Here is a 19,967-nt window from a genome sequence, read left to right as displayed (position 1 = left end):
GCTTCAAGTAGTTATCCTGAAGCGGTTCCGTGTAAAATAATTGATAGGTAAAAAAATATCTAAAATGTCAAAAGTGAATTTTCAAGTTAAAAATTGAAAGCGAAACAAATTCACCATTGATCATTGATTTTTAAAATAAAACAGCCATACTTTCAGCTTTGAAATCCAAAAGATCTTCAGTTTTTCCTTCTTTTACTTTTCTCACCCATTCCGGGTCTTGTAAAAGTGCTCTTCCTACAGCAACTAAATCGAAGTCACCTCTTTCTAATCTTTTCGTTAATTCCGTTAAATCCGCTTTCTCAGTTCCCTGTCCTGAAAAGGCACCCATAAAATCTCCTTCAAGACCTACAGAACCTACCGTGATTGTTGGCTGACCTGTAATTTTCTTTGCCCAACCTGCGAAATTTAAATCAGAACCTTCAAATTCTGCTTCCCAGAAACGTCTTTGTGAACAATGGAAAATATCAACTCCGGCTTCTTTTAATGGCAATAACCACTCTTCCATTTCCTCTGGTGTATTCGCCAATTTTGTAGAATAATCCTGCTGTTTCCATTGAGAAAGACGAATAATAATTGTAAAATCCTCTCCTACTGCAGCTCTGATTGCTTTTACAATATCTACTGCAAATCTGCTTCTTTCCTTCAGTGTTTTTCCACCATATTCATCCGTTCTTGTATTTGTAACTTCCCAGAAAAACTGATCGATTAAATATCCATGTGCTCCGTGAATTTCAACGACATCAAATCCAAGATCTTTTGCAGATTTTGCAGAAGCGGCAAACTGAGCAATCGTATCCTGAATATCTTCCAATGTCATCGTAGAAGCTTTTTCCATATCTACCAAAGGATAATCTGCTGAGCTCCTCGTATCTCCAACATGCCAGATTTGAGGGCCCATTTTTCCTCCGTTTTCGTGAACGGCATCAATTACGTTTTTCCATCCATTTAATGCTTCAGTCCCGTAAAAATCAGGGATATTCTGCATATTTTTTGAACCGGGTCTGTTGATAACGGTTCCTTCCGAAAGAATCAATCCCACTTCTGAAGCTGCTCTTCTTGCATAGTAATCCGCAATTTGCTGAGTCGGAACCCCATTATCAGATTGAGCTCTCGTCATCGGAGCCATTACGATTCTATTTTTTAGTTCTAAATTCTTATATTTAAAAGGTTTAAATAATGATTCTGTGCTCATCTTTACATTTATATTTTATAATTGTTACACAAAGTAACTAATAATAGTTCATTTTTGTATCTTTTGAATTCAAAAAAGTGGTAACTTTGCAGTAACCTACATTAGTAACGTAAAAGTAACATATGAAGCAAAATGAATTAATGGCATACAGCTGCCCTTTAGGAAAAGCAATGTCTGCCTTAGGAAGCAAATGGAAACCGATCATTGTATTGGTGATTAAAGACCGGAAATTACGCTTTGGAGAACTTGCAGTGCGCATTAATGTAATTTCCAGAAAGGTTTTAACGGACCAGTTGCGTGAAATGCAAACCGATGGATTGGTGATTCGTGAAGAGTTTAAAGAAATCCCTCCCAGAGTTGAATATTCATTGACAGAAAAAGGATTGGCATTGTTACCTATTTTATACCAACTGGAAGAATGGGAGAAGAAATATCATGTGTATGATCCGGAGAAAGAGAAAGATTGTAAAACTCTTTTAGAGCAAAAGAATACAAAAAAGGCTGTCGTTTGATATTATTTTATAGAGAATAAATTTGATTCCGGAAAATTAACACCTTCGTTCTTCCGTAAAAATTCAGTAATTGCATCAATCCGAGTTGCAATAAGATTGTTCTTATTAGAAATTGTCCAATCTGTCATTATTCCTACTAACTTTGGATTAGCATTTTTATTATAATCTTCAGGATTCAAATACCATAATCCACAACCGCTAATTCCAAATAAATCAGGTCCAAAACTAAAGTTTCTAGATTTAAAGTTTAAAACATTTTGTCTGTCATAATTAACTATTAAATTTAAGAATTCATATCTATTAAATTTCTTATATTCAGAAACATCAGCACATTTTGTGAAATGAATGAAAGGTCGGGAATGAAATGAATTTCTTGAAATAGATTTTTTTGACCAACTTGAAGGGTATCCCCAAATAATATAATTACGGAAATAATTATTTTTGTGGTTTATTTCTAAATTATTTTCATTTACAAAATTATAATCCTTTTTTAAATCTTTTATTGTAAGGGCATCCAAAATCACAATTCCTATATCTAATTCATCCTTATCCCTTGATGATTTTGGATTATTAACTATAATTCTACCCCCAGGCTTTATTAATGTTTCACCATTATTTATTGGTATAAATAACTCATGAAAGTCGTCGAATACATGAGCCGCAGAAACGAGCAAATGTAAGTTTCCTATTTTTATAAATACGCCAGTTCCATGAACTTTATAATTGTAATAATTTTTTATTAAAACACAAGTATGATTTCGAATTATAGAAAGACTATCAATTTGTCTTTGTGCTATTTGATTTAAAATATTTTTCATGGAAGATCGTTAAACCAAATTTAAAAATTTAAATCAATAAAAAACCGCCTCCCAAAAGAAAGCGGTTTCAAAATTTATCTAAAAGCTCAATTAAAATATCGCAGGATATTTCTGAGGATTTGTTTCATTAAACATGGCGTAGATTTTTTCAACCATATCATCTGTAGATGGCTTAGAGAAATAATCTCCGTCACTTGCATATGCAGGTCTGTGATCATTTGCAGAAATTGTCAACGGATCAGAATCTAAGAATCTGAATGCTTTTTGCTTTTCTAAAATCTGCTGAAGGATAAACGCTGAGGTTCCGCCTTCAACATCTTCGTCGATTACGACCAACCTGTTTGTTTTCTTTACAGATTCAGCAATTTCGTGCGTTAAATCGAAAGGAATTAAAGACTGAACATCAATCACTTCTGCAGAGATTCCAAGTTTACCAAGTTCTTCTGCTGCTTCCATTACAATTCTCCAAGTAGAACCGTACGTTACCAATGTAACATCAGCTCCTTCTTTTGTAACTTCAATTTTTCCAACAGGAACAGTGAATTCACCTAAGTTATCCGGTTGTTTTTCTTTTAATCTGTATCCGTTCAGACATTCAACAATCACAGCTGGATCATCGCTTTGAAGCATTGTGTTATAGAATCCTGCAGCTTTCGTCAAGTTTCTTGGGACTAATACCAAAATACCTTTTGAAAGGTTCAGAATTCCCGCCATTGGAGAACCTGAATGCCAAACTCCTTCTAATCTGTGACCTCTTGTTCTGATGATTACAGGCGATTTCTGACCTCCTTTAGTTCTGTATTGAACAGTAGCCAAATCATCACTCATTCCCTGTAAACAGTATAAAATATAGTCTAAATACTGGATTTCTGCGATAGGTCTTAGACCTCTCATTGCCATTCCGATTCCCTGACCCAAAATCGTAGCTTCACGGATTCCTGTATCGGCAACACGAACATCACCGTATTTTTCCTGCATTCCTTCAAGCCCTTGGTTTACGTCACCGATATTTCCGGCATCTTCGCCAAATACTAAAGTTTCAGGATATTTTTCAAAAATCTTGTCGAAGTTATTTCTTACCACTACTCTTCCGTCAACATCTTCCGAAGCATCAGAATAGATCGGTTTGATTTCCTGTACGTTCTCCGCTTTCCATTGAGACTGAGAATATAAATGAGAAGAATAATTGTCTTTTTCAACCTCAAAAATCTCATTGTATTTCTGCATCAATTGGTTTCTTTCCGCAGAATTTGTTCCTCTTGTTGCCAATAAAGATCTTCTCACCAAATGGAAAACATCTTTCTTGGCTTTTGAAACTAATTTATTGAACTGATTGATATAGTTTTCAATTTCACTATTTTGTCCTTTCAGATTTTCAACTAAAGGTAATACTGAACCGATTAAATCTGTAATTGTTTTTTGATAGTTTTCCCAAGCTAGTTTTTGTCCGGCTTTTACCGTTTTTTTAGCTTCTTCATCAATTGACTCCAATTCTTCAGCAGTAGCTAAAACCTCTTCTTTCCCATCAATTTCGATTGAATAGTTTAAAATCCACTCTTTGAATTTTACTAATCCATCAAACTGAGATTCCCAAGCTAAACGCTCTTCATTTTTATATCTTTCGTGAGATCCTGAAGTCGAGTGACCTTGTGGCTGTGTCACCTCAATTACGTGAACTACAACAGGTACAGATTCCATTCTTGCAAATTGTTCTGCTCTCGCGTAAGCATCTAATAATGCTGCATAATCCCAAGCTTTTACCTGAATGATTTCACAACCTTGAGCTTCACCTTCTTTTCTTTGGAAACCGCTCAACATTTCTGCAATATCTGCTTTGGCTCTCTGATTTTTTGTAGGCACTGAAATTCCGTAACCATCATCCCAAATCGAAACAACCATAGGAACCTGAAGTGCACAAGCCGCGTTCAATGTTTCCCAGAAATGACCTTCTGCTGTAGAAGCGTCTCCAATTGTTCCAAAAGCGATTTCGTTACCTTCTTTTGAGAATTTTTCAGAACCTTCGAATTTAACTGATTTATATATTTTTGAAGCTTGAGCCAATCCTAATAATCTAGGCATTTGTCCTGCTGTAGGAGAAATATCTGAAGAAATATTTTTCTGAGCCGTCAAATCTTTCCAGCTTCCGTCTTCATTCAAACTTCTGGTTGCAAAGTGACCGTTCATTTGTCTTCCTGCTGATGCAGGCTCTCTTTCAACACTTGTATCTGCATATAACTGTGCGAAGAAACTCTCTACTGTCAATGCATCTACAGCCAATGCAAAAGTCTGATCTCTATAATATCCTGAACGGAAGTCTCCATTTTTGAAAACTTTCGCCATTGCAAGCTGAGGAAGCTCTTTACCATCCCCAAAAATACCAAATTTAGCTTTTCCCGTAAGAACTTCTCTTCTGCCCAAATAAGACATTTCACGAGAAATTCTTCCTAACTTGTAGTCTTCAAGTATCTGATTTTTAAAATCTTGAAAGGAAATTTGCTGTGTTTCAATATAGGTTGTTTGCATAGCCAAATATAAAATTTTTAAATTCTCGAAGTATTTTGCTAATATACACTTTTTAAATTAATTTTAATTTTTATTAATCTTTTTTAAAAATTTGATAATAAAAAAAATTGTGCTTTATTTTAGCTAAATTTGTATAGATGGAAAAAAAGTCAACACATATATTGAATGCATCGAGCAATCTTTTAGGGTTTTCTTTATTGATTATAACGTCTTTAAAGATCTCTAAAATGAGCCACAGTACCTATTTAGATGAATTCGCGGGTGTGGCGTGTTTATGTTTTGCATTCAGTTGTTTCTTTTCTTTCCTATCCATCAGATCAATGAACGAAAAACGAGGAAACAAGTTTGAAACCATTGCGGATTATTTATTTTTGACCGCTTTATTTTGTATTATCTTAGCTGTTATTATTGTAACAATGAAAATTATTTAATTAAAATTTTCTTTCAATTACATAATCAAGCATCAGGTGTAATGCTTTTTTAGGCTCAGAATCAGGGAATTCGTTAAGAATATTTTTAGCTTTCTGCTGAAAATCTTTCATCACAGAAATAGCATAATCAAGTCCACCAGAAGATTTCACGAAATTTATCAACTCTTTAACACGTTTTTGATCGTTATTATACCGTTTTATGGTATTAAAATAGTATTTTTTATCTTTTTCGTTGGCTATTTTTAAAGTATGAATTAAAGGAAGCGTCATTTTTTGCTCTTTAATGTCAATTCCAACCGGTTTTCCGATCACATTAGAGCTTAAATAATCAAAAAGGTCGTCTTTAATCTGGAATGCCATTCCTGTATAGGTTCCGAAATCCATCATTTTTTTTGCCAAATGTTCATCGGCATTATTTGATAACACTCCGATCTCACAACAAGCGGCAATTAGAGTCGCTGTTTTTTGGCGGATAATTTCATAGTAAACATCTTCGGTAATATCCAGTTTTCTGGCTTTTTCCAATTGGAGAAGCTCTCCTTCAGACATTTCACGAATCGTTCTTGAAATTACGGCAAGTAAATCGTAATCTTTATGGTCTGTAGAAAGCAAAACAGCCTTTGACAGCAGAAAATCACCTACTAAAACCGCAATTTTATTTTTCCACAGCGCATTGATTGAGAAAAAATTACGTCTTTTAAAACTTTCATCCACCACATCATCATGAACCAAAGTCGCGGTGTGAATCAATTCGATCATAGAGGCACCACGATAGGTTTTTTCGTTTACATCTCCGATAAGCTTAGCACAAAGAAAAACAAACATAGGACGCATCTGCTTTCCTTTTGTTGTAACGATAAAACGAGTGACTTTATCTAATAAAGGTACTTTGCTCTGCATTGATTCATAAAACTTCTGCTCGAAAAGTTTCATTTCCTCATTGATCGGTTGCTTGATTTCTTCTACGATGTTTGCCACAATCTGCGAATGATGGATAAATAATTATTAATTATCACAAAGATAATTTTTTTAAGTTAATTTTAAGGGAAATTAATCTTTGAGTTTATCTTTTGGAATAAAATATAGACTTTGTTTTGCCCCTCCCAACGGAGAATGGAATTTCTCTCCGGAAATATAGATCCCTGATCCATCCACCGCAACTCCTTCGATCTGCCCGATTGAAAGAGCAGTTCCCAGATAATAATGTTTCGGATTTTCTTTAAAAAATATTCCGGGTTCTGTTTCTGTATAAATATTTAAAAAGACTTCCGTTTTCTTTGTGTAGCCTACCAAATAAAGTTTTTTCTCGAAATAAGCTGCATCGGTCACCACAAAATTGGTTTTAAAAGCTTCGATTTTTTTCGCTTCCTGTTTTTCTGAAATTGTAGGATCTATAATATAATGTGTTGTTGATTTTGAAGCCCATTCTTTAGTAAAAAGATGAATTTTACCGTTTAAATAAATCATAGCTTCTGCATCGAAATCGGTTTTTAGATTCTTAGGTGTAAAATCGGTTTGTTCAGGATAAAAAAATGAAATGACAATACCATCTAAAGGTCTTTCTGAGCCTGAAACCTGATTAGTATTTATCTGTTTAAGTTTTTCATAAGGAACTTTATAAATGGCTAGATCTTTCCTTGTGCCTGTATTATTCCCAAAATCACCCACATAGAAGTTTTCACCATCGTTCGTCAAAGCCTCCCAATCGGTGTTGATTAAATTAGTTTTAAATATTTGTACAATTTCTCCATTATCTTTATTGATTTCAAAAAGGTCAGGAGTATTTCCGCTGTCATTAAAGGTATAAAGTTTTCCGTTCAGCAGACTTAATCCTGATGTTTCCTGAATTTTTGTGTCCAAATAATTCACTCTGTATTTTCTGATCTTCAGAAAATCGGCTTGCTGCGAAAATGAAATTGTAGAAATTGAGAGAGAAACAATTAGGAAAAACTTTTTCATTGAGTAAAATTAAGATTTTATAAGTACTGCTATAAGATTCTAAAAACAAAAGATGAGCAAAAGCCCATCTTTGATTATGCAGATTTCTCTTGAATCTTTTCTTTTTTTCTGTTTTTCTTTGCCCAATATTCCCGTTGGTAATCTTTCACCGTTTTCCCTTTCCCATCATGTCGCCATCCCGGAGAATTGAATATATAATTAAAACGGTCTTTCATCGTAAGATTGGGTTGCTTAAGGTCTTTTGCTATTTTTTGCCATTCGTAGAGCAAAGTCGTGATCGGCCCGTCATCCGGCATTTTAGGATAAATTCCAAATTTCACGGGAACTTTAGGGTCTTCAGGTTCAAAAGTCCCGAAAATTTTATCCCAGAATATGAAAACCATTCCCATATTTCTGTCAAGATATTTGATATTGCATCCATGATGAACACGGTGATGAGAAGGCGTCACCAAAATATATTCTAAAAAACCCATCTTTTTCACCGTTTGTGTATGCACCCAAGTTCCGTAAACCTGTCCAACAGCATAACAAACCATGATCGTCCAAGGATTAAAGCCCAAAAATGCTAAAGGGGAGAAAAATAAATAGCGATATAAAGGTTGGAAAACCGGGCTTCGGAAGCCTGTTGTTAAGTTAAAATATTCAGAATTATGATGGGTAATATGAACTGCCCAAAATGCTCTTGATTTATGATCTACCAAATGATGGAAATAATACGCCAAATCTGTCACTAGGAAACACAGCACCCAATAATACCAAGTACCCATATCAAAATCGAACAGCCTGAAACTATAGAAAAAGAACATTACGCCCATTGCGAAAGCCTTCATCACAAGATCCAAACTGAAGTTCATCAAGGCAAGGTAAATATTGGTAAACAAATCTTTTCGACTGTACAAATGCGCCTGTGCTACACTGCTGTAAATCATTTCCGCCAAAATAACGACAGCATGAACAGGAATAGCCCAAGCATACACACTTTCCAGTCCATTTTCACTCATAAAGTAATCCATTATCTGTTACTTAGTTTAAGTACAAATTTAGGATTTTAAGAATTCGTTAAGAATATTTTTTGATTTTTTTAATGAAATTTTAATCCGTCACTTTATTGGCAAGCTGTCCGCAAGCTGCATCAATATCTCCACCGCGACTTTTACGGATCATAACAGTAACTCCTGCATTTTCAAGCTGACGAACATAGTTTTCTTCCGCTTGTTTATTGCATTGGTCATATTTTCCGTCACCAATCGGATTGTATTGAATAAGATTCACTTTAGAAGGAACCTGCTTACAGTATTTGATCAAAGCTTTGATATCTTCATCTCCATCATTGATTCCTTTCCAAACACAATATTCGAAAGTAATGACAGAGCCTGTTTTTTTATACCAATATTGAAGTGCCTCCATAATATCCGTTAAAGGAAATTTATCGGAGAACGGCATGATTTCATTACGCTTGGATTCTATAGCAGAGTGCAATGACAATGCTAATTTTACACGTAGTTCGTCATCAGCCAACATTTTGATCATCTTTGGAATTCCGGATGTAGAAACAGTAATTCTTCTCGGAGACATGCCCAAACCTTCCGGTTGTGTGATTTTTCTGATCGCTTCCACTACATTCTTGTAATTCATCATCGGCTCTCCCATTCCCATAAAAACGATATTGGAAAGCGGTCTGTCAAAATACATTTTACTTTGGCTGTCAATCAGGGCAACCTGATCCACGATTTCCGCAACTTCAAGATTTCTCATTCTTTTGAGTCTCGCTGTTGCACAAAATTCGCAGTTTAGAGAGCAACCTACCTGTGAAGAGACACAAGCTGTCGTTCTGGTTTCCGTAGGAATCAAAACGGATTCCACCATTAAACCGTCATGAAGTTTCACTCCATTTTTAATCGTTCCGTCAGAGCTTTTCTGAAGCAAATCAACTGAAACCGGGTTTATGGTATATTCTTCAGAGATTTTATCCCGAAGTGGTTTTGAAAGATTCGTCATCTCATCAATAGAATGGAGATTTTTACTCCACAACCAGTCATACACCTGCTTCGCACGAAACGGCTTCTCTCCTAAAGACACAAAATAGTCTTTAAGCTGGTCTAATGATAAAGTTCTGATATCTTTCATTGTAAGGTTTTAGATTTTAGGTTTCAGGTCGCAGGTAACTACTACCTGCAACCTGAAACCTAGTATCTCAATTAAATAATTAACATTGCATCTCCGTAAGAGTAGAATTTATACTTCTCTTTTACGGCTTCTTCATAAGCATGCATAATAAAATCTTTTCCTGCAAACGCTGCAATCATCATAAGTAATGTAGATTTTGGCGTGTGGAAGTTGGTAATCATACAGTTTGCAACTCCGAAATCGTGTGGCGGATAAATGAATTTATTTGTCCAACCGTGGAATGCAGAGATTTTCTTATTTGAAGAAACTGAAGTTTCAAGCGTTCTCATTGTTGTTGTTCCAACAGCACAAACTCTTCTGTTTGCTTCAACAGCATTATTGATGATCTGAGCATTTTTCTCATCGATGAAAATTTCTTCAGATTCCATTTTGTGCTTAGAAAGGTCTTCCACTTCAATAGGGTTGAATGTTCCTAAACCAACGTGAAGGGTAACTTCTGCAAAATCGATTCCTTTGATTTCCAATTTCTTCATCAAATGCTTTGAGAAGTGAAGACCTGCAGTAGGTGCCGCAACCGCTCCTTCTACTTTTGCGTAGATCGTTTGGTATCTTTCAGCATCTTCAGGTTCAACGTCTCTTTTGATATATTTTGGAAGCGGAGTTTCTCCTAATTCTTTTAATTTAGTTCTGAATTCTTCATAAGAACCATCAAATAAGAATCTCAATGTTCTCCCTCTTGAAGTTGTATTATCAATAACCTCAGCTACCAAAGATTCATCTTCAGTGAAGAATAATTTATTACCAATTCTGATTTTTCTTGCCGGATCTACCAAAACATCCCAAACACGAGTTTCTTTATCAAGCTCTCTCAACAAGAAAACTTCAATTTTAGCTCCTGTTTTTTCTTTGTTTCCGTAAAGACGAGCAGGGAAAACTTTAGTATTGTTGAAGATAAAAAGATCTCCTTCGTCGAAATAATCAACAACATCTTTAAACAATTTGTGTTGGATTGTTTCAGTTTTTCTGTCCAAAACCATTAATCTGGCTTCGTCTCTGTGCTCTGATGGATGTTCTGCCAATAATTCTGCAGGAAGATCAAAATTAAAATCTGATGTTTTCATTTTTTAAATTACGGTTTAAAAATTATTGAAATTACAAGCTGTAATTTTCGAGGTGCAAATATACGACATTAAACACCCCTTTGTCAAGTGTTATTTTGCATCCGTTAAAAAACAGTGACTAGAGTGCCTAGAAATTTATCAAAAAGCTTTCAGTAATGAAGTTTTAAAGCTTATTAAATCAATGTTTCTTTGAAAAGTTTGATCGGAAAAGGAAGTTTATAGAATTGGTAACTCATTATTATCATTAATTTTAATTACGTAATCAACAATTGGTTATTTTTACCACATAAATACTTCGATATTGTTAAAAATATACAGCCATGAAAAATTTATTGTTTGTACTTTTATTGATAACCGCCAATACAATGCATTCACAGATGCAAAAAGTCGAAAAAGTAATTGATTCCTGTGTAAAAAAAGACAATTTCAATGGTTCTGTACTGTTAGCTAAAAATGGCAAAATTGAATTAATTACTTATAAAGGTTTATCGAACAGGCATTATACTATTCCTTTTTCAAATGGAACAAGATTTCATATTTTCTCGCTTACAAAAACTTTTACGGCAGTTCTTATCATGCAGCTGTATGAAAGAGGAAAAATAAATTTAGACGCCACCATTTCTACTTACTATCCCGAATATAAAGGCGAAGCTGCTCAAAAAGCCACCATCAGAAACCTGTTAACTTACAGCAGCGGACGTGAAAACAAAGATATCAGTTCATCCGAGTTTATTCATCAGGCTTATGACAATACGATCTGGAATCTTGATGATTTTATCACAACATTTTTATCGGAAAAGCTCATCAATAAGCCGGGAACAAAATTTGAGTATAATAATGGGGATTATATCCTTCTCGGTAAAATCATAGAGAACATTTACAACAAGCCTTTTGAAGAGGTTTTAAAGGAACAAATTTTAACTCCTTTAAAAATGTCCGATACGGGATTTCTTCATCATAATGACATTATTAAAAATCTTGATGAAGGCTATTCTGCCGATGATTCAGATCCTTTTGCCCTCCACATGCCTACCAATATGTATATTGATAATCTTTATTGTGCCGGAGCAATGTATTCTACTCCAAAAGATCTTCTGGTATTTGACCAGGCAATTTTCAATCATACTTTGATCAAGAAAACAACTATGGATACAATGCTTACGCCTTATCCTGAACTTGGAGATACGGCATTCAGTTTCTGGGTATATCCGAAAAAATTCGGGAATGTTGAGACTCTTTTTGCAGAACGTCAAGGTGAAGGATATGGACACAGCGCAAACTGGGTTCATTTAATTGATAAAGGTATTTCCCTTTTCATTTTATCCAACACCAAGGATATTAAGTATCTTAATAAAATGAGGGAAAAAATCCTTACTGCTTATTATAAAAAATAGATTTCATTTCGCACAATAAAACCGTTTAGAAAAGATCAGAATTAAGCATTTAGATTAAATTAAAAATAGTTTAAAGAAAATTCAGAATCGATTTCCAGTCTTCTAATTTTTTTTCAAAAGAAACTGTGTGAAGCGGGCTTGTTGAGGGCATTAATATAATTGGGGTTTTAAAATTTTTCCCTAAAACTTTTTGTAGGTTTTTATATGATTTTCCTCCGTTGCAAAAAATAGCTGTAATGTCCGGATATTGTTCTAAAAGCTCTTCAATCTGATTGGCTTCTTCATTTTTAATTTCAGAATCGAGGCTTCCTTTTCTTTCGCAGGAATCGATAACATCCCAAAGCGCAATGTGGTTTTTCTTTAGTATATTAATTCTTTCCTCATAATCATCGGTGAAATCTTCATTAAACAATTCAAAAATGATTTTCCAGAATTTGTTTTGCGGATGAGCATAATATTGTTGTTTTTCCAATGATTTCACTCCGGGAATTGAACCTAAAATTAAAATCTTAGAGGTCTCATCAATGATCGGAGGAAAGGAAGAAATTCTGTTTTGCATGATTCAAATATATAAATTTTGGCTAAAGCCATTTACCTATTATAAAACAAAAAGCGGGCTAAAGCCCGCTCCTATTGATATTTTTCAGAACAATTTATTTTTAATTATTCATTCTTATCTTTTAATTTTTAAAGTGTTTCTTTCAACCAATCAAAGAATTCTCTTTGCCAAACCAATCCATTTTGCGGATGAAGCACCCAGTGATTTTCATTCGGGAAATATACCAGTTTTGATTTCAATCCTCTCATTTTTGCAGCCTGGAAAGCTTCCTGACCTTGCTCGTAAGGAACTCTGAAGTCAATTCCTCCCTGAACGATCATAATTGGCTTATTCCATTTATCAACAAAATTACTTGGATTAAATTCCGTATACGCTTTTGGTTGTGGTTTTTCCCATGGAGAACCTAAATCCCAATTCGCAAACCAAAGTTCTTCGGTTGTTAAATACCAAGATTTCATATCAAACAGTCCATCGTGAGCGATAAATGTTTTGAATCTATTCTCGTGAATTCCAGCTAACATAAATACACTATATCCTCCATAACTTGCTCCAACAGCTGCTACTCTGTCTCCATCTACGTAAGGTAATGTTTTAGCATAGTCTGTAGCTGCCAAATAATCTCTCATTGGCTGTCCTCCCCAATCTCTTGAGATTTCTTCATTCCATTTTGTTCCCCAACCCGGCATTCCTCTTCTGTTTGGAGCCACTACGATGTATCCGTTTGCTGCCATTAAAGCAAAGTTCCATCTTGTGCTGAAAAACTGTGTTAATGCAGATTGCGGACCTCCCTGACAATATACTAAAGTCGGATATTTTTTACTTGGATCGAAGTTCGGCGGATAATGGAACCATACTCCCATTTCTTTTCCGTCCGAAGTTTTCACCATTTTCAATTCAGATTTTCCCTGAGCCAATTTAGAGTACATGTCTTTATTCGCTTCTGTGATCTGCTTCATTTCTCCGTTTTTAATATTGACAGAGAAAATATCTGTGGCATGGTTGATGTCTGTTCTTCCTACCAACAGTGAGTTTTTCTGATCTGCAAAAATTTCATTCACATCAAAATCACCTTTTGTGATCTGCTGAACTTTATTATTTTTCGGATCTAAAGAGAACAGTTGTTTTGTTCCTTTGAAAGCTGCTGTGAAATAAATTGTTTTAGAATCTCCGCTCCAGAAAACATCACCAGAAACACTTTCATCCCAACCACTCGTTAAGTTTGAAATTTTTCCAGATTTCCAGTCCATGATTTTTACATCATTCTTGTCAGCTTCATAACCGTCTCTGGCCATACTCTGCCAGATCAAAGATTTTCCGTCTGGACTAAATTTTGGGTTTACATCGTATCCTTTATTAGCTTCTGTCAGGTTTTTTGTAGTTCCTGAAGCCAAATCATACGCGAAAATATCTGTATTGGTACTTGTAGAATATTCTTTTCCGCTTTTCGGTTTCGTTACGTATAAAAGCTGTGCAGAATCCGGGCTCCAGATGAAATCTTCTGCCCCACCGAAAGGTCTTTGCGGAGAATCCCACATTTTTCCTTCCAATAAATCTTTTGCAGAATCTGCTTTATCAGAAACATTTACTACAAAAACATGATTGTATTTTCCTTCATTGAAGTAATCCCAATGTCTGTGATTCAGATCTGTATAAACTTGTGCAGTCGTTTTTGGGGTATCGGAATATTTGTCTTTTCCCATTACTTTTTCCACCAAAACCTGCTTACTGAAAGCGATTTTTTTACCGTCTGGAGAAATTACCACATTATCAGCTTCACCGATCGTGTAAAATTCTGACCATGTTTTACCATTGTCTTTTGAAAGAAAAATCTTGTCACCTTCCTGAGCATAGATTCCGTTTTTATCCCACTGGATAAGTGCTTTTTTGCCAAAATCGATTTTTGCAGACTGATTATTAAGAACGTTTAAGAAATAGTTCTCACTTTTCGTTTTTTCAGTTTTAAGATCAACCTGTCCCACTTTGTAGATAAGTGAAGACTGATCCGGTGAAACTGCCTGTACTCCCACTTTTTTCAAAGTCCATAGGATCTCAGGCGTCATTAGTTGTTGTGCATTCATTAAAAGCGGAGCTGCCAAAGCCAGCAGACTGTACTTAAGTTTCATATTCTGATATTCATTTTTAGCGGATCTGTAAAATCTGATAAGACTTCACCATCCTAAATTCAAAGATTGCCAAAGTTAATATTTAAAATAAAAATGAACGAAAGAATTAACATTTAAGTTATTTGTGTTTTAAAAAGAAAATCCGCCAATTAAAAACTGACGGATTATACTTGTATTATTAAAGAGATTTTTCATTAATCTCCATCTGAAAAGATAGAATTGGCCAAAGAGGTAATAATAGACAGCAAAATACTGAAAATAAACGCCCACCAGAAACCATTGATTTCCATACTATCAATAAAATAATCTGCGATCAAAATAATTAAAGCATTGATTACTAAGGCAAAGAATCCCAGCGTAATAATGGTAAGTGGTAATCCGAATAAGCTTAATATCGGTTTTACAATTACATTCAGAACGCCCAGAACGATGGCAAAAATAATCGCTGTACTGAATCCTTCAAAATGTACTCCCGGCAAAATTTTCGTTAAAAGATATGCTACAATTGCAGTGATCAGTAATCGGATAATTAAGTTCATGTTATTTATTTTTTTATTATTCGTAGTAACCACCGAACAAAACTCATTCCATTTTCATGTGAAAAAGTTTTATCCTGTTTATTTTATCTTCATCATGGTTACCAATGAAGTCGCTGCATGGCTTTCATTTTCCCCGTTTTCATCTACAACATAAATTTCTGTTCTTACCACACTTATCTTTCCTCCTCCTTTTATCACATAAGATTTTGAAACCAGTGCATCTCCTATCGCCGGTCTTAAATAATTGACCTTCAGCTCAACCGTCACCACATAGCAGTCTTCTGCATAATGACTTACAGCAGCATATCCCGAAGAAACATCTACCAAAGAAGCGATCATCGCACCATTGAACATTCCTGCTTTTCTGGTCATCATTTCCATTTTTGGAATTTTGATGGAAATATAATCGGTTTCTACCGCCAATAATTCTGCTTTGTAAAATTTCAGGGTTTCGGAGCGGCTGAAGCTGTCTGTAATGAGTTTTCTTTTTTCCGGAGTCATATATTCTGTTTGCTGCAAAGGTAAGCCCTGCAAAGTTTTTATTTGAATTAAAGATAAAAAAGTTACCTCATTTTCATGAGATAACTTTTGAATTTCTGAACTTTCTTTTACATTAATTGAAGCAATGTTACGCCAATGACATATTTTTTGAGGAACTTGCCTGTTTAATTTCATGATCTTCTTTGATCATATCAGCAGCTTTTTCCCCAATCATAATGGTCGGAGCATTGGTATTTCCTGAAACCACATCCGGCATAATGGAAGCATCCGCAACACGCAATCCTTTGATTCCGTAAACTTTTAGTCTCGGGTCAACAACTGAATGGCTGTCGATTCCCATTTTGCAGGTTCCTGTCATGTGATGATAGGTTGAGCAGGATTTTTTAATATAATCTAAGACTTCTTCTTTGGTTTTGCCTTCTCCCGGATAAATTTCACCGTCATTCCATTCTTTCATGGCTTCGGTTCTTCCCATTTCACGGCAGATTTCAACACATCTGTACAATGCTTCCAGATCAGATTCTTCAGAAAGATATTTTGGATCTATTTCCGGTGAAACTGACGGATCTGACGAAGTTAATCTGATATACCCACGACTTGCAGGACGGATAAATCCGGCACAGAAAGTGAACGCATTTTCAGGACCTGTAAAACCGGGACTGTAATACGGAAGCCCCATAAACAAAGGCTGCAGGTCCGGAAAAACCATTTCTTTTTTACTTTTCCAGAATAATTGTGCTTCCAAAAGATTGGCTTCCGGAGCCGGAATTTCTTTTTTAGCTTTAAAAATAACACTGGTCAAAAGATGATCCTGAAGATTTTTACCCACTCCTTTCAGGTCTTTTACAACAGAAATACCGACAGATTCGAGCTCATTTTTATCTCCAATCCCTGAAAGCATCAGAAGTTTCGCAGATTCTATCGTTCCGCAGGAAACAATCACTTCTTTATCGGCTCTTGCTTCTACTAATTCTCCGTTTTTTAAATATAAAACCCCAACACATCGATCACCTTCAAAAAGTAACTTCTGAGCTAGTGCGTTGGTATGAATTTCCAAATTTTCTCTCGATTTTACAGGGTCTAAAAAAGCTTTTGCGGTAGAACATCTTTTTCCGTCCTTACCAACTGTAAGATGGTTTAAACCTGATCCCCAAATTTCTTTATTAAAATCATCCGTTTCAGGAAATCCTAATTCTGTACAGGCTTTAAGAGCGCTTATAGAAATTGGATTCGGAGTTTTGATACGGCTCACAAAAAGAGGTCCGTTTCCTCCGTGAGTTTCATCTTCACCATTTTCGTGTGTTTCGGACTTTTTGAAATAAGGCAAAACATTTTCCCAGTCCCAACCTACACATCCGTTATACGCCCAATGATCGTAATCCTGTCTGTGACCTCTGATGTAAATCATTCCGTTGATGGAACTTGAACCGCCCAATGTTTTTCCTCTCGGCCAATATCTTGCATTGTTTCCACCACTTTCCTGAGGAACTGTGTGATATGCCCAGTCTCTCTCCGTATTCCATATTGCAGGCCAACCTGCCTGTGCATGAACTTCGGGAATATTGTCTTCTGAACCTGCTTCTAAAAGAAGTACATTTATAGTTGAGTTTTCGCTTAATCTATTAGCAATTACTGCACCTGCCGAACCTGATCCGACAATGATAAAATCGTATTTCATATAGTTTTAATTTGTATTGTTCTACTTTTTAATGCTGATTACTTTTGGAACAGTCATCGCTTTTAATCCTTCTATCCCGAATTCCACTCCGTAACCGGATTGTTTTGCGCCTCCAAACGGTACAAAAGGATTGATCGCTCCATGCTGATTGATCCATACTGTTCCTGCTTCCAGCTGACCGGCAACTTTTTCAGCTTCTGTTACATTGTCACTCCAGACTGAAGCTCCCAAACCGTTTTCCGAATCGTTTGCTTTTGCTATGGCTTCTTCAATTGTTTTATATTTGATGATCGGTAAAACCGGTCCGAACTGCTCTTCATCCACAATTCTGTTTCCGTTATCCACATTTCCGATAAGAGTAACAGGAATGAAATACCCTTCTGAATCTGGTTTCTGACCTGTAAATAAGAAATCCGCACCTACATTTTCGGAATCAGCGATCAGATCCTGAATTTTATCAAACTGCATTTTATTTTGAATAGGCCCTAAAACATTCGCTTCGTTTGCTCCATCCCCCATCGGAATATTAGAAGAATAGTCCGCTAAAGCTTTAGCTACTTTTTCGTAGTCATCTTCATGAACATATAATCTTTTTAAGCAGGCACAGGTTTGTCCCATATTAAGAAATGCTCCCCAGAAAATATTCTCAATATGTTTAGTAAGATCAAGTCCCGGTAAAATAATTCCGGCATCATTTCCGCCACATTCCAATGTTAATCTAGCCATATTTTTGGAAGATGCTTCGATTACTTTTTTTCCTGTTGCGATCGATCCAGTAAACATAATTTTCCCGATTTCAGGGTGTGCTGTAAGGTATGAACCCACTTCTCCTCTTCCGGTAACCACCTGTAAAACATCTTCGGGAAGCACAGAGTTAATTACTTTAATCATTTCCAACGTAGAGAACGTTGTATATTCTGAAGGTTTCAGGATGACTGTATTTCCCATTCTCAAAGACGGAATAATCTGCCATATTGCGATCATTAAAGGCCAGTTCCACGGAGCAATTGCAGCCACCACTCCGATTGGTTTTCTGTATAAAACATCTTTTCTGGTTTCATCTTCAAAAACAATTTCTTCCGGTAAATCCAACGAGGCAGGAACCTGAGTCCAGCCAACGCAAGCCTGCATTTCAAAATTTGAGCCCGGTCCGCTTAATGGTTTTCCCTGTTCCCGCGTAATCCATCCTGCCAATTGTTGGGAGTTTTGCTGTAAAGCGTCTGCAACTTTCAATAAAATCTTCTTTCTTTCTGAATCCGGTCTTGCCGACCATAGTTTTTGGGCAACTTTTGCTTTGTTTATGATAGCGTTTATTTCTTCTTTTGAGGTATTGTTCACTTTACCGATAACCTCTAAAGTAGAGGGGTTTAGCGATAAAAATCCGGTATCTTCGGCAGTGCTTTCTTTTACAAATGATGTATTTTCCATTGTTTTAAATTATTTTGTATTTTACATAGCTCGAAAATGACAAAAACATGATATAAATCATTTACTTATTCTCTATTTTTTTTAACCTAAACTCTATGCTATAATGGAAAAGATCGAAGAAAGAACAGTTTTAAGCATTCCTTTTGGAGAATTGAATGTATTTGAAACGAATGTAGTATGTCATGATTTCCCTTTCTATTTCGAGAAACCCGTCATCACATTAATGTTAAGCGGTAATAAGATCATTCGCAGTGAAGAAGAGACGTTTGAGTTTAACGAGAGAAGTGTATTCATCCCGCCCTGTAACAAGGAATTAAGTATAGATATTCATCCCGTATTTCAGGAACCGACGAAATGTCTGGTTTTAAATATAGAACAGGAATATATTGATAACGTTTTTTCCGAGGTCATCGACAACTGGCATCCCGATTGGGATAAAACAGGAATTATGATGAAAGAGAATGCTGTGAAAAAATTTGTGAGTTCCGACGAATCTTTGTGGAGAAGCTTAACCAATCTTTACAACCGAAGAATAGATGATACATTGAGCGGAACTTCAGATTTTCTTTTGAGCCTTAGTCTTAAAGAACTGATCTATGAACTGATGAAAACCAATGCCAAACATCTGCTTCTTCACCCCAATAAAACAGAAAATATACAGCATGGTCTTCAGGAAGTTGTTCATTTTATAAAGCAAAATTACAGAGAACCTATTACCATAAAAAAACTCGCATCGGTTGCAGGAATGAGCGAGGCCAATCTTTTCAAAAAATTTAAAAACACTTATAACTGTACTCCTGTTGAATATATTATTGAGCTAAGGATAGAACACGCAAAACAGCTTCTGATCAATAATCCAGAAATTGACATTAAAAATATCTGTTTTGAATCCGGATTTAACACGCTTGAATATTTCTATAGAAAATTTACTCAGATCACCGGGAAATCTCCGAAGAAATTTAAGGTGAGCTGATTTATTATTAATAACGTAGTATATATATGTGAAATTTTTCTGTTAATATTCATATATAAAAATAAGAAAACTGTAAATTCGTTCTACTG

Annotated in this window: 18 protein-coding genes; 4 read left to right on the top strand and 14 right to left on the bottom strand. The window is 35.5% G+C overall.

The window, feature by feature from the left end:
* Positions 1-130 precede the first annotated feature (130 nt).
* Positions 131-1,192 (bottom strand): NADH:flavin oxidoreductase, encoded by a 1,062-nt coding sequence (locus tag JI747_RS11705; RefSeq protein ID WP_225688859.1) that lies wholly within the window; start codon positions 1,190-1,192, stop codon positions 131-133.
* Between the two features lie 122 nt (positions 1,193-1,314).
* Here JI747_RS11705 and JI747_RS11700 point away from each other — a divergent pair, with 122 nt between their 5' ends.
* Positions 1,315-1,704: a winged helix-turn-helix transcriptional regulator gene (locus JI747_RS11700; protein ID WP_225688857.1), complete on the top strand. Its 390-nt coding sequence runs from the start codon at positions 1,315-1,317 to the stop codon at positions 1,702-1,704.
* Positions 1,705-1,706: 2 nt separating this feature from the next.
* Here the strand turns inward: JI747_RS11700 and JI747_RS11695 are convergent, their stop codons facing one another.
* Together JI747_RS11695 and JI747_RS11690 are read right to left on the bottom strand one after the other, a co-directional pair.
* Positions 1,707-2,522, bottom strand: a complete 816-nt coding sequence (locus JI747_RS11695) for a hypothetical protein (protein ID WP_225688855.1) — start codon at positions 2,520-2,522, stop codon at positions 1,707-1,709.
* A gap of 90 nt (positions 2,523-2,612) precedes the next feature.
* The gene (locus JI747_RS11690; RefSeq protein ID WP_225688853.1) at positions 2,613-5,045 is read right to left on the bottom strand and encodes an alpha-ketoacid dehydrogenase subunit alpha/beta; all 2,433 of its coding nucleotides are present in this window, start codon (positions 5,043-5,045) and stop codon (positions 2,613-2,615) included.
* Between the two features lie 137 nt (positions 5,046-5,182).
* Here JI747_RS11690 and JI747_RS11685 point away from each other — a divergent pair, with 137 nt between their 5' ends.
* Positions 5,183-5,476: a hypothetical protein gene (locus JI747_RS11685; protein ID WP_225688851.1), complete on the top strand. Its 294-nt coding sequence runs from the start codon at positions 5,183-5,185 to the stop codon at positions 5,474-5,476.
* Here the strand turns inward: JI747_RS11685 and JI747_RS11680 are convergent, their stop codons facing one another.
* The 5 genes from JI747_RS11680 to queA form a co-directional block, all read right to left on the bottom strand.
* Positions 5,477-6,454, bottom strand: a complete 978-nt coding sequence (locus JI747_RS11680; RefSeq protein ID WP_225688849.1) for a polyprenyl synthetase family protein — start codon at positions 6,452-6,454, stop codon at positions 5,477-5,479. It abuts the gene before it with no gap.
* A gap of 72 nt (positions 6,455-6,526) precedes the next feature.
* On the bottom strand, positions 6,527-7,435 hold the full coding sequence (locus tag JI747_RS11675; protein ID WP_225688847.1) for a hypothetical protein: 909 nt from the start codon (positions 7,433-7,435) through the stop codon (positions 6,527-6,529).
* A gap of 74 nt (positions 7,436-7,509) precedes the next feature.
* The gene (locus JI747_RS11670) at positions 7,510-8,436 is read right to left on the bottom strand and encodes a sterol desaturase family protein (protein WP_225688845.1); all 927 of its coding nucleotides are present in this window, start codon (positions 8,434-8,436) and stop codon (positions 7,510-7,512) included.
* Positions 8,437-8,527: 91 nt separating this feature from the next.
* Positions 8,528-9,562 carry a 23S rRNA (adenine(2503)-C(2))-methyltransferase RlmN gene (gene rlmN / locus JI747_RS11665; RefSeq protein WP_225688843.1) on the bottom strand — a complete coding sequence of 345 codons (1,035 nt, stop codon included), beginning with the start codon at positions 9,560-9,562 and terminating at the stop codon, positions 8,528-8,530.
* 71 nt (positions 9,563-9,633) lie between these two features.
* Complete coding sequence (gene queA / locus JI747_RS11660; RefSeq protein WP_225688841.1) at positions 9,634-10,683, bottom strand: tRNA preQ1(34) S-adenosylmethionine ribosyltransferase-isomerase QueA; 1,050 nt, start codon at positions 10,681-10,683, stop codon at positions 9,634-9,636.
* 320 nt (positions 10,684-11,003) lie between these two features.
* On the opposite strand from queA, the gene JI747_RS11655 reads away from it, so the two are divergent.
* Positions 11,004-12,077: a serine hydrolase domain-containing protein gene (locus tag JI747_RS11655; protein WP_225688839.1), complete on the top strand. Its 1,074-nt coding sequence runs from the start codon at positions 11,004-11,006 to the stop codon at positions 12,075-12,077.
* Between the two features lie 70 nt (positions 12,078-12,147).
* On the opposite strand, the gene JI747_RS11650 is transcribed toward JI747_RS11655, so the two are convergent.
* From JI747_RS11650 to JI747_RS11625, 6 genes are all read right to left on the bottom strand, one after another.
* On the bottom strand, positions 12,148-12,636 hold the full coding sequence (locus JI747_RS11650) for a DNA-deoxyinosine glycosylase (protein WP_225688837.1): 489 nt from the start codon (positions 12,634-12,636) through the stop codon (positions 12,148-12,150).
* 128 nt (positions 12,637-12,764) lie between these two features.
* Complete coding sequence (locus JI747_RS11645) at positions 12,765-14,759, bottom strand: S9 family peptidase (RefSeq protein ID WP_225688836.1); 1,995 nt, start codon at positions 14,757-14,759, stop codon at positions 12,765-12,767.
* A 194-nt stretch (positions 14,760-14,953) separates the two neighbouring features.
* On the bottom strand, positions 14,954-15,298 hold the full coding sequence (locus tag JI747_RS11640; RefSeq protein ID WP_039367826.1) for a phage holin family protein: 345 nt from the start codon (positions 15,296-15,298) through the stop codon (positions 14,954-14,956).
* Between the two features lie 78 nt (positions 15,299-15,376).
* Positions 15,377-15,973 (bottom strand): PaaI family thioesterase, encoded by a 597-nt coding sequence (locus tag JI747_RS11635; RefSeq protein ID WP_225688834.1) that lies wholly within the window; start codon positions 15,971-15,973, stop codon positions 15,377-15,379.
* On the bottom strand, positions 15,927-17,477 hold the full coding sequence (locus tag JI747_RS11630) for a GMC family oxidoreductase (protein ID WP_225688832.1): 1,551 nt from the start codon (positions 17,475-17,477) through the stop codon (positions 15,927-15,929). Before JI747_RS11630 ends, JI747_RS11635 begins: the two co-directional genes overlap by 47 nt.
* 21 nt (positions 17,478-17,498) lie before the next feature.
* Complete coding sequence (locus tag JI747_RS11625) at positions 17,499-18,905, bottom strand: aldehyde dehydrogenase family protein (protein ID WP_225688831.1); 1,407 nt, start codon at positions 18,903-18,905, stop codon at positions 17,499-17,501.
* A gap of 103 nt (positions 18,906-19,008) precedes the next feature.
* Here JI747_RS11625 and JI747_RS11620 point away from each other — a divergent pair, with 103 nt between their 5' ends.
* Positions 19,009-19,878, top strand: a complete 870-nt coding sequence (locus JI747_RS11620; RefSeq protein ID WP_225688830.1) for a helix-turn-helix domain-containing protein — start codon at positions 19,009-19,011, stop codon at positions 19,876-19,878.
* The last annotated feature ends 89 nt before the right edge of the window (positions 19,879-19,967 follow it).

The sequence above is a fragment of the Chryseobacterium tagetis genome (assembly GCF_016735585.2).
In the GTDB taxonomy this organism is placed as follows: domain Bacteria; phylum Bacteroidota; class Bacteroidia; order Flavobacteriales; family Weeksellaceae; genus Chryseobacterium; species Chryseobacterium tagetis.
The sequence above is the reverse complement of the archived record's forward strand: the minus strand, read 5'-3'. Positions and strand labels throughout refer to the sequence as shown.

What these genes read in the sequence shown, in the direction of transcription:
- JI747_RS11705 (WP_225688859.1), bottom strand. Translation starts at nt 1,192, where the DNA reads ATGAGCACAGAATCATTATTTAAACCTTTTAAATATAAGAATTTAGAA.
- JI747_RS11700 (WP_225688857.1), top strand. Translation starts at nt 1,315, where the DNA reads ATGAAGCAAAATGAATTAATGGCATACAGCTGCCCTTTAGGAAAAGCA.
- JI747_RS11695 (WP_225688855.1), bottom strand. Translation starts at nt 2,522, where the DNA reads ATGAAAAATATTTTAAATCAAATAGCACAAAGACAAATTGATAGTCTT.
- JI747_RS11690 (WP_225688853.1), bottom strand. Translation starts at nt 5,045, where the DNA reads ATGCAAACAACCTATATTGAAACACAGCAAATTTCCTTTCAAGATTTT.
- JI747_RS11685 (WP_225688851.1), top strand. Translation starts at nt 5,183, where the DNA reads ATGGAAAAAAAGTCAACACATATATTGAATGCATCGAGCAATCTTTTA.
- JI747_RS11675 (WP_225688847.1), bottom strand. Translation starts at nt 7,435, where the DNA reads ATGAAAAAGTTTTTCCTAATTGTTTCTCTCTCAATTTCTACAATTTCA.
- JI747_RS11670 (WP_225688845.1), bottom strand. Translation starts at nt 8,436, where the DNA reads ATGAGTGAAAATGGACTGGAAAGTGTGTATGCTTGGGCTATTCCTGTT.
- rlmN (WP_225688843.1), bottom strand. Translation starts at nt 9,562, where the DNA reads ATGAAAGATATCAGAACTTTATCATTAGACCAGCTTAAAGACTATTTT.
- queA (WP_225688841.1), bottom strand. Translation starts at nt 10,683, where the DNA reads ATGAAAACATCAGATTTTAATTTTGATCTTCCTGCAGAATTATTGGCA.
- JI747_RS11655 (WP_225688839.1), top strand. Translation starts at nt 11,004, where the DNA reads ATGAAAAATTTATTGTTTGTACTTTTATTGATAACCGCCAATACAATG.
- JI747_RS11650 (WP_225688837.1), bottom strand. Translation starts at nt 12,636, where the DNA reads ATGCAAAACAGAATTTCTTCCTTTCCTCCGATCATTGATGAGACCTCT.
- JI747_RS11645 (WP_225688836.1), bottom strand. Translation starts at nt 14,759, where the DNA reads ATGAAACTTAAGTACAGTCTGCTGGCTTTGGCAGCTCCGCTTTTAATG.
- JI747_RS11640 (WP_039367826.1), bottom strand. Translation starts at nt 15,298, where the DNA reads ATGAACTTAATTATCCGATTACTGATCACTGCAATTGTAGCATATCTT.
- JI747_RS11635 (WP_225688834.1), bottom strand. Translation starts at nt 15,973, where the DNA reads ATGAAATTAAACAGGCAAGTTCCTCAAAAAATATGTCATTGGCGTAAC.
- JI747_RS11630 (WP_225688832.1), bottom strand. Translation starts at nt 17,477, where the DNA reads ATGAAATACGATTTTATCATTGTCGGATCAGGTTCGGCAGGTGCAGTA.
- JI747_RS11625 (WP_225688831.1), bottom strand. Translation starts at nt 18,905, where the DNA reads ATGGAAAATACATCATTTGTAAAAGAAAGCACTGCCGAAGATACCGGA.
- JI747_RS11620 (WP_225688830.1), top strand. Translation starts at nt 19,009, where the DNA reads ATGGAAAAGATCGAAGAAAGAACAGTTTTAAGCATTCCTTTTGGAGAA.